Genomic DNA, 15,781 nt, shown 5'->3' on the forward strand with positions numbered 1-15,781 from the left:
CGGTGATGTCGACGCCGGGTTCGTTCGTGGACTTCAGTCGTCAGCGTGGGTTGGCGGCGGATGGGCGGATCAAGGCGTTCGCGGCGGGTGCGGATGGTACTGGTTGGGGCGAGGGTGTGGGCATGCTGCTGGTGGAGCGGCTGTCGGATGCCCGGCGCAACGGCCATGAGGTGCTGGCCGTGGTGCGTGGTTCGGCGATCAACCAGGACGGTGCGTCGAATGGTCTGACGGCGCCGAACGGTCCCTCGCAGCAGCGGGTGATCCGGCAGGCGCTGGCGGGTGCGGGTTTGTCGGCGTTCGAGGTGGACGCGGTCGAGGCCCACGGCACCGGTACGACGCTGGGTGACCCGATCGAGGCACAGGCGCTGCTGGCCACCTACGGCCAGGACCGCGAGGAGGGCCGACCGCTGTGGCTCGGCTCCATCAAGTCCAACATCGGGCACACGCAGGCCGCGGCCGGTGTCGCCGGTGTGATGAAGATGGTGCTGGCACTGCGCCACGGTGTGCTGCCGCCGACGCTGCACGTGGACGAGCCGACCCCGCACGTCGACTGGTCCGCCGGTGAGCTGGAGTTGCTGACCGAGGCGCGGGAGTGGCCGGAGACCGGCCGTCCGCGCCGGGCCGCGGTGTCGGCGTTCGGCATCAGCGGCACCAACGCCCACACCCTGCTGGAGCAGGCCCCGGAGCCGGCGGAGCGCCCCGCAGCCACCCCGGCGGTGGAGCTGCCGACGGTGCCGTGGGTACTGTCGGGCAAGTCCCCGGCCGCCGTACGCGGCCAGGCCGAACGGCTCCTGGCCCACCTCGGTGGCGAGACCGCATCGGCCGCATCGGCCGCATCGGCCGCACCGGCCGCCACCGATGTGGCCTACTCGCTGGCCACGACTCGCGCCGCCCTGGACCACCGGGCAGTGCTCACCGCGGACAGCGGGGACGGTCTGTTGACGGCTCTCGCGGCGCTGGCGCGTGGCGAGTCCGAGGTGCCGGGCCTGGTCGAGGGTTCGGTGGCCGGTGGCAAGGTGGCGTTCCTGTTCACGGGGCAGGGGAGTCAGCGGCTGGGGATGGGGCGTGAGCTGTACGACGCCTTCCCGGTGTTCGCGGATGCGCTGGATGAGGTGTGTGCGCATCTGGACGGGCACGTGGAGCGGCCGCTGCGGGATGTGTTGTTCGGGGATGACGCGGAGGCGTTGGATCGGACGGGGTTCACCCAGCCCGCGCTGTTCGCGGTTGAGGTGGCGTTGTTCCGGCTGGTCGAGGCGTGGGGTCTGAAGGCGGACTTCCTGTCGGGTCACTCGATCGGTGAGCTGGCGGCCGCGCATGTGGCGGGTGTGCTGTCTTTGGCGGACGCGGCGAAGCTGGTGGCGGCGCGTGGGCGTCTGATGCAGGAGCTGCCTACCGGTGGCGCGATGATTGCCGTCCAGGCGTCCGAGGATGAGGTGGCGCCTCTGCTGACCGAGCGGGTGTCGATCGCCGCGCTCAACGGGCCGTCGTCGGTGGTCATCGCGGGTGATGAGGACGCGGCGGCTGGGATCGCGGCGGTATTCGAGGCGCGGGGTCGTAAGACCAAGCGGCTCACGGTCAGCCATGCCTTCCATTCGCCGCGTATGGACGGCATGTTGGAGGCGTTCCGCGAGGTCGCGGAGGGGTTGTCGTACGAGGCCCCGCGCATCCCGATCGTCTCCAACCTCACCGGGAACGTCGTCTCCGCCGAGGAGATCACGACGGCTGACTTCTGGGTGCGCCACGTCCGCGAGGCGGTCCGCTTCCTCGACGGCGTCCGGACGTTGGAGGCCCGGGGTGTCACCACGTACGTCGAGCTCGGCCCCGATGGTGTCCTCACCGCCATGGCGCAGGACTGCCTGGCCGAGTCCGACGCGGCCGAGCTGCTGCCCGCGCTGCGCAAGGGCAGGCCGGAGGCCGAGGCGGTGACGGGCGCGCTGGCCCGGCTGTACGTCCGTGGCCCGGTCCCGGACTGGGAGGCGTTCTTCGCCGGTACGGGCGCGCGGAAGGTCGCGCTGCCGACGTACGCGTTCCAGCGCGGCCGGTACTGGGTCGACGCCCAGCTCAGCCTGGACGAGGTGGCCTCGGCGGGGCTCGGTTCGGCCGATCACCCGCTGCTGGGCGCGGCGGTGGAACTGCCCGACGCGGACGCGTATGTGTTCTCCGGGCGGCTGTCGCTCGCCTCGCACGCGTGGCTGGCGGACCACACGGTCGCGGACACGGCCGTGCTGCCGGGCTCCGCGTTCGTGGAGCTCGCGGTGCGCGCCGGGGACCATGTGGGCTGTGCGCTGCTGGAGGAGCTGACCCTGGACGAGCCGCTGGTCCTGCCGGAGCGCGGCGGGGTGCGGCTGCGGGTGTCGGTCGGTGAGCCGGACGACGCCGGTCGCCGTCCGCTGGCCGTGTACGGGCGTGACGAGCGCTCGGACCGGGAGCGGCCGTGGACCCGGCACGCCGCCGGTGTCCTGGCGTCCGAGGCCCCGGCGGGTGGCACCCCGGCGGCCGACGGCGCCGAGTCGCTGTCCGTCTGGCCGCCCGCCGACGCGGAGCCGGTCGACATCGACGAGCTGTACGCGAGCATGGCGCGCGCCGGGCTGCTGCACGGCCCGGCGTTCCAGAGCCTGCGCCACGTCTGGCGGCGTGGCGAGGAGGTGTTCGCGGAGGTGCGTATCGCGGCGGAGCGGCAGCCCGAGGCGGCCCGCTTCGCCCTGCACCCGGCCCTGCTGGACGGCGCGTCGCAGCCGCTGGCGCTGGGCGCGGGCGGTGCCGCGGTGGCGCGCTCCTGGCGCGGGGTGAGCCTGTACGCGGTGGGCGCCGAGGCGCTGCGCGTACGGCTCGCGCCGACCGAGGACGGCACGGTGTCGATGGTGGCGGCCGATGAGTCGGGTGCGCCGGTGGCGTCGGTGGACGCGCTGGTGACCGGGGCGCTGGAGGTGGACCGGATCGCCGGTGCCGCCACCTCGGACCGCCATGAGTCGCTGTTCCGTATCGACTGGGCGCCGGTGGCGGCACCCACCGAGGCCGCGTCGGCGGGGATCGCCGTCATCGGCGGCGATGAGCTCAAGCTGAGCGTGGCCCTGGAGACGGCCGGGTTCCGTGCCGCGGTCCACGACGACCTCGTATCGCTGAACGCGGCGGTCGAGGCGGGCGGGCCCGCGCCGGACACCGTCCTGGTGCCGTTCCCGCCCGAGCCGGGCGCCGCGGAGGGCGGCCTCGCCGCCGCCGCGCACACGGCCACCCACCGCGTCCTGGGCCTGCTCCAGGAGTGGCTGAACGGCGGCCGGCCCGGCGCGGCCCGGCTGGTGGTGGTCACCCGTGGCGCGGTCGCGGCGGCCGGTGACCCGGCGGTGGCGGACCTGGTGCACGCCCCGGCGTGGGGTCTGCTGCGGTCCGCGCAGACGGAGAACCCGGGCCAGTTCGTCCTGCTGGACGTGGACGGCGAGGTGTCGTACCCGGCGATCGCGACGGCGCTGGACTCGGGCGAGCCCGAACTCGCGCTACGCGCCGGGACGGCGTACGCGCCACGCCTGGCCAGGGTCGAGACGGTTCCGACCACGGGGGCGGGCTTGGCCGCCGGGGCGGTTCCGACCACGGGGGCGGGCTTGGCTACCGAGTCGGCCTCGGTCGCGGAGGCGGGCCTGGCCGCCGGGGCGGTTCCGGCCACTGGGGCGGCCCCGGCCGCCGGGGCGGTTCCGGCCACGGAGGTGGGCTTGGCTACCGAGTCGGCCTCGGCCGCGGAGGCGAGCCCGGTCACCGGGGCGGCCCTGGCCGCCAAGGCGGTTCCGGCCACCGAGGCCATCGGAGCCGCCGAGGTCACCAACGCCCCCCGGGCCACCGGGACCGCCAACGCCATCGACACGGCCGGAACTACCAACGCCACCGACCTGGCCGGAACTACCAACGCCATCGACCCCGACGGCACCGTGCTGATCACCGGCGCCACCGGCGGCCTGGGCAGGCTCTTCGCCCGCCATCTGGCCGCCGCGCACGGCGCCCGCCATCTGCTGCTGACCAGCCGCAGCGGCCCCGCCGCCGACGGCATGGATGAACTGGTGGCGGAGCTCGCCGAGTTGGGTGCGCGGGCCACCGTCGCCGCGTGTGACGCGGCCGACCGGGAGGCGCTGGCCGGGCTGCTGGCCACGATTCCGGCCGACCGTCCGCTGACGGCCGTGGTGCACACCGCGGGCGTCCTCGACGACGGCGTCATCGACATGCTGACGCCCGAGCGGGTGGACGCGGTGCTGCGGCCCAAGGTCGACGCGGCCGTCAACCTGCACGAGCTGACCCGCGATCTGGACCTGTCCGCCTTCGTGCTCTTCTCGGCCGCGGCCGGCACGTTGGGCGGCGCGGGCCAGGGCGGCTACGCGGCGGCGAACGTCTTCCTCGACGCGCTCGCCGGCCACCGCCGCGCCACCGGCCGTACCGCGCTGTCCCTGGTGTGGGGCATGTGGGCGGAGGAGCGGGGCATGGGCGGCAGGCTCGGCGAGGCCGACCTGAAGCGGGCGGCGCGCGGCGGGGTGCTGCCGCTGTCCGCGGCGGAGGGGCTCGCCCTGTTCGACGCGGCCCACGCCGTGCCCGACGAGGCGGTCCTGGTGCCTGTACGGCTGGAGATGGCGACGCTGCGCGCCGCCGCCACCACCGGGGAGCTGCTGCCGCTCTACCGCGGCCTGGTGCGCACGCCGGTGCGCCGCGCCGCGGCCGGTGGCCCCGCCGCCCCGGAGGCCGTGGCGGACACCGCCGAGGGCACCCTGGCCCAGCGGCTGGCCGGGCAGTCGGAGCCCCAGCGGCAGCGGACCGTGCTGGACCTGGTCCGCCGTCAGGTGGCCGCCGTGCTGGGTTACGCCTCGAAGGACCAGGTGGGCGCCGAGCAGGCGTTCAAGGAGCTGGGCTTCGACTCGCTGACCGCCGTGGAGCTGCGCAACCGGCTCAACGCGGCCACCGGGCTGAAGCTCACGGCCACGCTGGTCTACGACTACCCGACGCCGGTGGCGCTCGCGCGCCATCTGCGCCAGGAAGTGGCGCCGGAGGCCGAGGGCCCCGGAGTGCCCGTGCTGGAGGAGCTGGAGCGGTTGGAGAACAGCCTGTCCGCGCTGACGCCGGACGAGCTGGCCTCGGTGACGGAGGACGAGGCCGCGCATGCGAACATCGCGGTGCGTCTACAGACGCTGCTGGCGAAGTGGAACGACGTGCGTCGCACCGCGGACGACGCCGGGGCGGACGCCGAGGCGGAAGCGTTCGAAGAGGTCAGTGACGACGAGCTCTTCGACTTCATCGACAAGAGGTTCGGTAACGGCTGAAGCGCGGCAGCACCCTCATCCGGACCCCCCGACGATCAAGAGCATTGCGAATAGGTGAACGTCCATGGCGACTGCGAACGAAGCCAAGCTCCGCGAATATCTGAAGAAGGTCACCACTGACCTCACCGCCGCCCACCGGCGGCTCCAGGAGGCCGACGACCAGGCCCATGAGCCGATCGCCATCGTGGGCATGAGCTGCCGCTTCCCCGGGGGTGTCAGCAGCCCCGAGGAGCTGTGGCGGCTCATGGCCTCCGGCGGCGAGGCGCAGACGGAGTTCCCGGCCGACCGCGGCTGGGACCTGCGGAACCTGTTCGACTCCGACCCGGACACCCCGGACACCACCTACACCCGCGAGGGCGGGTTCCTGAGCGACGCCACCCGGTTCGACGCGGCGTTCTTCGGGATCTCGCCGCGTGAGGCCATGGCGATGGACCCGCAGCAGCGGCTGCTGCTGGAGACGTCGTGGGAGGCGTTCGAGCGGGCCGGGATCGACCCCGCGTCCCTGCGCGGCAGCCGGACCGGTGTCTTCGCGGGCATGAACGCCTCCGACTATCTGACGGTGGCGCTCGACGCCGAGGACGACTTCGGCGGCCACCTCGGCACCGGCAACGCCAGCAGCGTCGTCTCCGGCCGGCTCTCCTACGTGTTCGGGCTGGAGGGCCCGGCCGTCACGGTGGACACGGCGTGCTCCGCGTCGCTGGTGGCGCTGCACCTGGCCGTCCAGTCGCTGCGGCTCGGCGAGTGCTCGCTCGCCCTCGCGGGCGGCGTCCATGTGATGTCCACGCCGGGTCTGTTCATCGAGTTCAGCCGTCAGCGCGGGCTGTCCGAGGACGGCCGCTGCAAGGCGTTCTCGGCGGACGCCGACGGCTTCGGCCCGGCCGAGGGCGTGGGCGTCCTGCTGCTGGAGCGGCTCTCGGACGCCCGCCGCCAGGGCCACAAGGTGCTGGCCGTGGTGCGCGGCTCGGCCGTCAACCAGGATGGCGCGTCCAACGGTCTGACGGCGCCCAACGGCCCGTCCCAGCAGCGCGTCATCCAGCAGGCGCTGGCCAACGCGCGGCTGTCCGCGGGCGATGTGGACGTCGTGGAGGCCCATGGCACGGGCACCTCGCTCGGCGACCCGATCGAGGCGCAGGCGCTGCTGGCCACCTACGGCCAGGACCGGCCCGAGGAACTGCCCCTGCTGCTCGGCTCCGTGAAGTCCAACATCGGCCACACCCAGGGCGCCGCGGGCATCGCCGGGGTGATGAAGATGGTGCTGGCGATGCGGCACGGGGTCGTCCCCGAGTCGCTGCACATCGCCGAGCCGTCCCCGCACATCGACTGGTCCTCCGGGAAGATCGCGCTGGTCAGGTCGGTCACGCCGTGGCCCGAGACCGGCCGTCCGCGCCGCGCGGGCATCTCCTCCTTCGGCTTCAGCGGCACCAACGCGCACGTCATCGTCGAGCAGGCCCCCGCCGAGGAGCCGGGCCCGGTCGAGCTGGTGTCCAAGCAGCCGGGTGTGCTGCCGTGGGTGCTGTCCGGCAAGAGCGAGGCGGCGCTGCGCGCCCAGGCGTGGCGGCTGCTGGACCGGCTGCACGACGAACCGGCGCTGCGCCCGGTGGACATCGGCCTGTCGCTGGCCACCACCCGCGCCGCGCTGGACCACCGCGGTGTGGTCCAGGGCCGGGACCGCGAGGAGCTGATGGCCGGGCTGACCGCACTCGCCGAGGGCGGCATGGCGGCCGGTGTGGAGCGGGGCGCCGTGGTCGCCGGGCAGACGGCGTTCGTCTTCCCCGGGCAGGGGTCGCAGTGGGTGCGGATGGGCGTGGGGCTGATGGACGCCTCGCCCGTCTTCGCGGCCCATATCGAGGAGTGCGCCGCCGCGCTCGCGGAGTTCACCGACTGGTCGCTGGTGGATGTGTTGCGGGGTGCCGAGGGCGCGCCGTCGCTGGAGCGGGTGGATGTGGTCCAGCCGGTGCTGTTCGCGGTGATGGTGTCGCTCGCGGAGCTGTGGCGTTCGCTGGGTGTCGTCCCGGGCGCGGTGATCGGCCATTCGCAGGGTGAGATCGCGGCCGCGTGTGTGGCGGGAGCCCTGTCGCTGAAGGACGCGGCGCGTGTGGTGGCGCTGCGCAGTCAGGCGATCGGCCGGGTGCTGGCGGGCAAGGGCGGCATGGTGTCGGTGGCGCTGCCGGTGGCGGACGTGCGGGAGCGGATCGCGCCGTGGGGCGAGGAGCGGATCTCGGTGGCGGCCGTCAACGGGCCTTCGTCGGTGGTCGTCTCGGGTGAGCCGACCGCGCTGGAGGAGCTGCTGGCGTCCTGCGAGGCCGATGAGGTGCGGGCCCGTCGGGTGCCGGTGGACTACGCCTCGCACTCGGCCCAGGTCGAACTGCTCCGCGAGGAGCTGCTCGAACTGCTGGCTCCCGTGCAGCCGAAGAACGCCCAGGTGCCGTTCCTGTCGACGGTGACGGGGGAGTGGGTCGAGGGTCCGGAGCTGGACGCCGAGTACTGGTTCACCAACCTCCGGCGCACCGTCGGGCTGGAGGGCGCCGTTCGCCGACTGCTCGATGAGGGCTTCGGGGTGTTCATCGAGTCCAGCGCCCACCCGGTGCTGACCATGGGCGTGCAGGAGACCGCCGAGGACGCCGGTGTGGACGCGGCCGCGATCGGGTCGCTGCGCCGTGACGAGGGCGGCCTGGACCGCTTCTGGGCCTCCGTCGGCGAGGCGTGGTCGCGCGGTGTGGCTGTGGACTGGGACGCGGTGTTCGACGGCACCGGCGCCCGCCGTATCGAGCTGCCCACGTACGCCTTCCAGCAGCAGCGCTACTGGCCCGAGGCCGCGCCCGCGCGGACGGCCGGGGAGAGCGGGCACGACGCCGTGGAGGCGAGGTTCTGGGAGGCCGTCGAGCGCGAGGACTGGCAGGCGCTGGCCGCCGAGCTGACGGTCGAGGGCGATCAGCCGATGAGCGCCGTGCTGCCCGCCCTGGCGTCGTGGCGCAGGCAGGCCCGTGAGCAGTCCACGGTGGACGGCTGGCGCTACCGCGTGACGTGGAAGCCGCTCGCCGAGGAGCGGTCCGCGCGGCTGACCGGCGCCTGGCTCGTCGTCACCCCGGCCACCGAGGACACCTGGACCGACGCCGTGGCCGGGGTGCTCGCCGAACGCGGCGCCGACGTGACGCGCATCGCCGTGGACACCGCCATCGACGGCCGGGAGGAGCTGGCCGGGCGGCTGCGCACCGCGCTCGCCGAAGCCGAAGCCGAAGCCGAGGCCCACGGCGCCGCGTTCGCCGGAGTGGTGTCACTGCTGGCCCCGGCCGAGGGCGCCCACCCCGAGCACGCCTCCCTGCCCGCCGGAACGGCCGCCCAGCTCGCGCTGGTCCAGGCCCTCGGCGACGCGGGGATCGGCGCGCCGCTGTGGTGCCTCACCCAGGGCGCCGTCTCCGTGGGCGGCACGGACCGCCCGGCCGCGCCCGAGCAGGCGCTGGTCTGGGGCCTGGGCCGGGTGGCCGCGCTGGAGCACCTGGAGCGCTGGGGCGGTCTGATCGACCTGCCCGAGACGCCCGACGAGCCCGCCCTGACCCGGCTGGTGGGCCTCCTCGCCTCCGAAGGCGACGACGACCAGGCCGCGATCCGCGCCACGGGCGTCTTCGGGCCCCGCCTGGTGCGCGCCCCGCTGGCCGACACCTCCGCCGTACGGGCGTGGAGGCCGACCGGCACCACGCTGGTCACCGGCGGTACGGGACGGCTCGGCGCACAGGTCGCGCGGTGGCTGGCCCGCAACGGCGCCGACCATCTCGTCCTGGCGAGCCGCAGGGGCCCGGACGCCCCCGGGGCGGTCGAGTTGGCGGCCGAGCTGACCGGGCTCGGCGCCAAGGTCACCCTCGTCGCGTGCGACGTGACCGACCGCGCCGCGCTCGCCGACACCCTCGCGGCCGTTCCGGCCGACCAGCCGCTGACGGCCGTCGTGCACACCGCCGCCGTCATCGAGGACGGGGTGATCGAGGGGCTGACCCCCGATCAGGTCGAGCGGGTGCTGCGGCTGAAGGTGGACGCCACGCGCCATCTGCACGAGCTCACCCGCGATCTCGACCTGACCGCGTTCGTGCTGTGCTCGCACTTCTCCGCCACCTTCGGCGCGCCCGGCCAGGGCAACCAGGCGCCCGGCAACGCCTTCCTGCACGCCTTCGCCGAGCAGCGCCGCGCGGACGGGCTGCCCGCCACCACGCTGACCTTCGGCCCGTGGGGCGACGGCTCAAGCGTGGACGGCGCCGTGGGCGACCGGATGCGCCGCCACGGCATCAACGAGATGGCGCCCGAGCCCGCCACCGCCACGCTCCAGCACGCGCTGGACCGGGACGAGACCGCGCTGACCGTCATCGACATGGACTGGCGGCGGTTCACCCTCGCCTTCACCGCCGACCGGCCGCGGCCGCTGCTGCACGACCTGCCCGAGGCCCACGAGGTCGTCGAGGAGATGGCCGCCGCGGAGACCGAGGACGCGGGCGCCGCCGGGACGGCCCTGGCCGGGCAGCTCGCGGGCCTGCCGGAGACCGAGCGGGAGCGGGTGCTGCTGGATCTGGTGCGCGGCGCGGTGGCCGCCGTGCTGGGCCACTCCGGCGCCCAGGCCGTCGAGGCCGGCCGGGCCTTCAAGGAGCTGGGCTTCGACTCGCTGACCGCGGTCGAGCTCCGCAACCGGCTGGGCGCCGCGAGCGGGCTGAAGCTGCCCCCGAGCCTGATCTTCGACCACCCGACCCCGGCCGCCGTGGCCGCCTATCTGCGGGCCGGGATCGCGCCCGACGAGGCGGCCGACGGCACCGCGGTGCTCGAGGAGCTCGACAAGCTGGAGTCCGCGCTCACCGGCACCGCGCCCGACAACATCACCCGGGCCCGGATCACCATGCGGCTCCAGTCGCTGCTGGCGAAGTGGAACGAGTCGGACGGCACGGCGGTCACCGCCGAGCCCGCCGCCGCGGCGGCGCCGGAGCGCCCGGCGAAGGACACGGTGGACGCCGAACAGCTCCAGTCGGCCAGCGACGAAGAGCTCTTCGCATTCATCAACAAGGGACTCGGAAGGGCCTGACGAGAATTTCGCTATTGACGTCGTATCCAATGTCGGCCAGGATTTTCTCTACCCTTCAATAGAGTTTCGAAATACCGGGCTGCCCCCTATCGCTCCTTGGGTCTCCAGGGGGTCATAGGGGGCAGCTAGGGGTTGTTATGAGGGTTAGTTCGCACATAGCCTCTCAGCGAGAAGTCGACTGATTTGGTTGTTGGTTACCGGCTCCCATTGAGGATCTGTGGAGCATTTCCGATGCCGTCTGCCGTAATTGGATTGCGTAAATGGCGAATGAAGAGACGCTGCGGGACTACCTCAAGCTGGTAACGGCGGATCTGCACCAGACTCGCCTCCGCCTGCAAGAGGCCGAGGCGAAGAACCACGACCCCATCGCCATCGTGGGGATCGGCTGCCGTTATCCCGGAGGCGTCCAGTCGCCCGAGGACCTGTGGCGCATCGTCAGCGAGGGCGTCGACGCGGTCAGCGAGTTCCCGCTGGACCGCGGGTGGAATGTCGACACGATGTACCACCCGGACCCGGACCACCCCGGCACCAGCTATGTGCACGAGGGCGGATTCGTCGACGGCATCGCCGATTTCGACCCTTCGCTGTTCGGCATCAGCCCCCGGGAAGCGCTCGGCATGGATCCGCAGCAGCGGATGCTGCTGGAGACCTCCTGGGAGGCGTTCGAGCGCGCCGGAATCGACCCGGTCGCGGTGCGCGGCCGGCAGATCGGCGTCTTCGTCGGCACCAGCAATCACGATTACCTGGGCGCGATCCTCAGTTCCAACGAGAACTTCGAGGGCTACTTCGGCACCGGTAACGCCGCGAGCGTCGCCTCCGGCCGGCTTTCCTACACCTTCGGTTTCGAGGGCCCGGCGGTCACGGTCGACACCGCCTGCTCCTCCTCGCTGGTGGCGCTCCACCTGGCCGTCCAGGCGCTGCGCAACGGCGAATGCTCGCTCGCGCTCGCCGGTGGCGCCACCCTGATGTGCGCGCCCGGCGTCTTCGTCGACTACAGCAAGATGCGCGGCCTCGCCCTCGACGGCCGCTCCAAGCCCTTCGCCCCGGAGGCCGACGGCTTCTGCCTGGGCGAGGGCGTCGGCATGCTGCTGGTCGAGCGGCTGTCGGACGCCCAGCGCAAGGGCCACCCGGTGCTCGCCGTGGTCCGCGGCTCCGCCGTCAACCAGGACGGCGCCAGCAACGGCCTCACCTCGCCCAACGGCCCCTCGCAGCAGCGCGTCATCCTCCAGGCCCTGGCCAACGCCCGGCTCAGCCCCGACCAGGTGGACGCCGTCGAGGCCCATGGCACCGGCACCGCACTCGGCGACCCGATCGAGGCGCAGGCCCTGCTCGCCACGTACGGCCAGGACCGGCCGGAGGGCAAACCGCTGCTCATCGGCTCCATCAAGTCCAACATCGGCCACGCCCAGGCGGGCGCCGGTGTCGGCGGCATCATCAAGATGGTCATGGCGATGCGCCACGGCCAACTGCCCAAGACCCTGCACCTCACCGAGCCCACCCCGCACGTCGACTGGACGGCCGGGGACGTCGAACTGCTCACCGCCACCCGCGAGTGGGCCAAGGACCCCGAGGGCGCCACCCCGCGCCGCGCCGGCGTCTCGTCGTTCGGCATGAGCGGCACCAATGTGCACACCATCCTCGAGGAGGCCCCGGCCACCCCGGCCCCCATCGGACACGCCGAGGGCGGCGAGGGCGACGAGCCGGAGCGGGCCGAGGTGCCCCTCGTCCCGGTCGTGCTGTCCGGCAAGAACGAGCAGGCGCTGCGCGCCCAGGCGCTCCGGCTGCGGACCCATCTGGCCGCCCACCCCGGCCACCGCCTCGCCGACATCGGCTACTCCCAGGCCGTCACCCGCGCCGCCCTCGACCGCCGCGCCGCGGTCGTCGCAGCCGACCACGACGAACTGCTGGCGGGCCTCGACGCGCTCGCCGAGGGCCGCCACCACCCCGAGGTGACCGAGGGCCTGGCCGCCGAGGGCAAGGTCGCGTTCCTCTTCACCGGACAGGGCAGCCAGCGGCTCGGCATGGGCCGTGAGCTGTACGCGACGTACCCGGTGTTCGCCGAGGCGCTGGACGCGGTCTGCGCCCAGCTCGACCGCTTCCTCGACCGGCCGCTGAAGGACGTGCTGTTCGGCGACGACGCCGCCACGCTCGACCGGACCGGCTACACCCAGCCCGCGCTGTTCGCCGTCGAGGTCGCCCTCTTCCGCCTCGTCGAGTCCTGGGGGCTGCGGCCCGACTTCCTCTCCGGCCACTCCATCGGCGAGCTCACCGCCGCCCATGTCGCCGGGGTGCTCTCGCTCACCCACGCCTCCGCCCTGGTGGCCGCCCGCAGCCAGCTGATGCAGCAACTCCCCACCGGCGGCGCGATGATCGCGGTGCAGGCGGCGGAGGACGAGGTGACGCCGCTGCTGACCGAGCGGGTCTCGATCGCCGCCATCAACGGGCCGACGTCGGTCGTCATCGCAGGTGACGAGGGTGCGGCCGTGGAGATCGCGGCGGGCTTCGAGGCCCAGGGCCGCAAGACCAAGCGGCTCACCGTCAGCCACGCCTTCCACTCCCCGCACATGGACGGGATGCTGGACAACTTCCGTCAGGTCGCCGAGCGGCTGACCTACGAGGCCCCGAAGATACCGATCGTCTCCAACCTCACCGGCACCCTGGTGAGCGCCGACGAGATCACCACGCCCGAGTTCTGGGTCCGCCACGTCCGCGAGGCCGTCCGCTTCCTCGACGGCGTCCGCCGCCTCGAGGACCACGGCGTGACCACCTATCTGGAGCTCGGCCCCGACGGGGTGCTCTCCGCCATGGCCCAGGAGTGCGTCAGCGGCGGCCGGAACCGCACGTTCGCCTTCCTGCCCGCCCTGCGCCCCGGCCGCCCCGAGCCCCGCACCCTGAGCAACGCGCTCGCCCAGGCCCACGTCTGCGGCCTGCCCGTGGACTGGCCCACGTACTACGCGGGCACCGGCGCCCGCCGTGTCGAGCTGCCCACCTACGCCTTCCAGCGGCAGCGCTACTGGCCCGCCAACCCCTTCTCGTACGGCCCCGATCCGGCCGCCGCCGAGGCCGCCGCACCGGCCGTGGCCGACGCCCGGTTCTGGGAGGTCGTGCACAGCGAGGACCTGGCCGCCCTGGTCGACACCCTCGGCCTCGACGGCGACCAGCCCCTCAGCGAGGTGCTGCCCGTCCTGTCCGCGTGGCGCCGGCAGAGCCACGTGGACACCACCGTGGACGGCTGGCGCTACCGCGTCACCTGGACCCCGCTGCCGCAGGCCCCGGCCAAGCCGCTCACCGGCACCTGGCTCGTGGTCACCCCCGAGGGACACGCCGACGACCCCTGGGTGGCGGCGTCGCTGGGGCTGCTGGCGGAACGCGGCGTCACCGTCCACCGGCTCAACGTCGACGGCACCACCGCCGACCGCGCCGCCCTCGCCGAGCGGATCCGCACCGCCCTGAGCCCGGACCCGGCGGTCCAGGCGCCGTCCTTCGACGGTGTGCTCTCCCTGCTCGGCCTGGACGAGCGCCCGCACGACGGGCACCCCTCCCTCACCGCCGGACTCGCGGGCACCCTCACCCTCGTCCAGGCCCTCGGTGACGCCGACCTGGACGCCCCGCTGTGGGCCGCCACCCGCGGCGCGGTCTCCGTCGGCCGCTCCGACCGGCTCACCAGCCCCCAACAGGCCCAGATCTGGGGCCTGGGCCGCACCGCCGCCCTCGAACACCCCGAGCGCTGGGGCGGTCTGATCGACCTGCCCCAGGCCGCCGACGACCGCGCCCTCGGGCGGCTCGCCGACATCCTCGCCGGGCCCGAGGGCATCAGCGGCGAGGACCACCTCGCCATCCGCCCGCAGGGCATCCACGTGCGACGGCTGGCCCGCGCACCGCACCACGAGACCACCGACGAGGGCTGGACCACCCACGGCACCGCGCTGATCACCGGCGGCACCGGCGCCCTCGGCGGCCATGTCGCCCGCTGGCTCGTGGCCCACGGCGCCCAGCACATCCTGCTCACCAGCCGCCGTGGCGCCGACGCGCCCGGCGCCGCCGAGCTGCGGGACGAACTCACCGCCCTCGGCGCCCGGGTGACCGTCGCCGCCTGCGACGTGGCCGACCGCGACGCCCTCGCCGGGCTGCTGGCGACCGTCCCCGCGGACCTGCCGCTGACCACGGTCGTCCACGCCGCCGGAGTGCTGGACGACGGGGTGCTCGACGCCCAGACCCCGGGGCGCATGGCCGATGTGCTGCGCGCCAAGGCCGACTCCGCCCGCCATCTGCACGAGCTCACCCGCGGCCTCGACCTGTCCGCCTTCGTGCTCTTCTCCTCCATGGCCGCCACCTTCGGCGCCGCCGGACAGGCCAACTACGTGGCCGCCAACGCCTACCTCGACGCGCTCGCCGAACAGCGCCGCGCCGAGGGGCTGCCCGCCACCTCGATGGCCTGGGGCGCCTGGGCCGACGGCGGCATGGCCACCGACGAGCTGGTGGCCGAACGGCTCCGGCAGTCCGGGCTGCCCGCCCTCGCCCCCGAACCCGCCACCGCCGCCCTGGGCGCCGCGCTCGACCTCGACGAGACCTTCTCCCTCGTCGTGGACATCGAATGGGACCGCTTCGCGCCCGGCCTCGCCGGCCACCGCCCGAACCCGCTGCTCGCCGACCTCTCCGAGGCCAGGCGCGCGATCGAGGTGGCACGCACCGCCACCGGCGGCCCCGCCATCCCCGGCCAGCCGACCTCGCTGGCCCAGCGGCTGACCGACGCCGGAACCGACGAGGAACGCGACCAGATCGCCCTCGACTTCGTCCGCACCCAGGTCGCCGTCGTCCTCGGCCACCCCGGGCCGGACTCGGTGGAGCCCAGCCGCGCCTTCCGCGACCTCGGCTTCGACTCGCTGACCGCGGTCGAGATCCGCAACCTGCTCTCCACGCTCACCGGGCTGAAGCTGCCCGCGACCATCATCTTCGACTACCCCACCCCCATCGCTCTCGCCGACCACCTCCAGGCCGAACTCATCGGCTCGCGCCCGGCGGTGACCGGCGCGTCGTCGGTGGGCGTGGCCCTGGACGACGACCCCATCGCGATCGTCGGCATGAGCTGCCGCTTCCCCGGTGGGGTGCGGTCACCGGAGGAGCTGTGGCGGCTGCTGGCGTCCGGCCAGGACGCGGTGGTCGACTTCCCCGCCGACCGCGGCTGGGACCTGGAGGCGCTGTACGACCCGGAGGGCACGGGCGAACACACCAGCTACGTCCGCGAGGGCGGATTCCTCGCCGACGCCGCCGAGTTCGACCCCGTCTTCTTCGGCATCTCGCCGCGTGAGGCGCTGGCGATGGATCCGCAGCAGCGGCTGCTGCTGGAGACGTCGTGGGAGGCGTTCGAGCGGGCCGGGATCGATCCGACCACGCTGCGCGGCCAGCAGGTCGGCGTGTTCGCCGGGACCAACGG

At 73.8% G+C, this 15,781-nt stretch carries 3 protein-coding genes; all 3 read left to right on the forward strand.

Going from position 1 to position 15,781, the window contains the following annotated elements; genetic code table 11:
• Positions 1-5,291 (forward strand): type I polyketide synthase (locus ABD329_RS45820; protein ID WP_344318043.1); only part of this gene is annotated, 5,291 nt, incomplete at its 5' end.
• Positions 5,292-5,355: 64 nt separating this feature from the next.
• The gene (locus ABD329_RS45825; protein WP_198277278.1) at positions 5,356-10,347 is read left to right on the forward strand and encodes a type I polyketide synthase; all 4,992 of its coding nucleotides are present in this window, start codon (positions 5,356-5,358) and stop codon (positions 10,345-10,347) included.
• A gap of 260 nt (positions 10,348-10,607) precedes the next feature.
• The coding region (locus tag ABD329_RS45830; protein WP_344318044.1) for a type I polyketide synthase at positions 10,608-15,781 on the forward strand (5,174 nt) is incomplete at its 3' end.

The organism is Streptomyces javensis (assembly GCF_039525925.1).
Taxonomy (GTDB): domain Bacteria; phylum Actinomycetota; class Actinomycetes; order Streptomycetales; family Streptomycetaceae; genus Streptomyces; species Streptomyces asiaticus.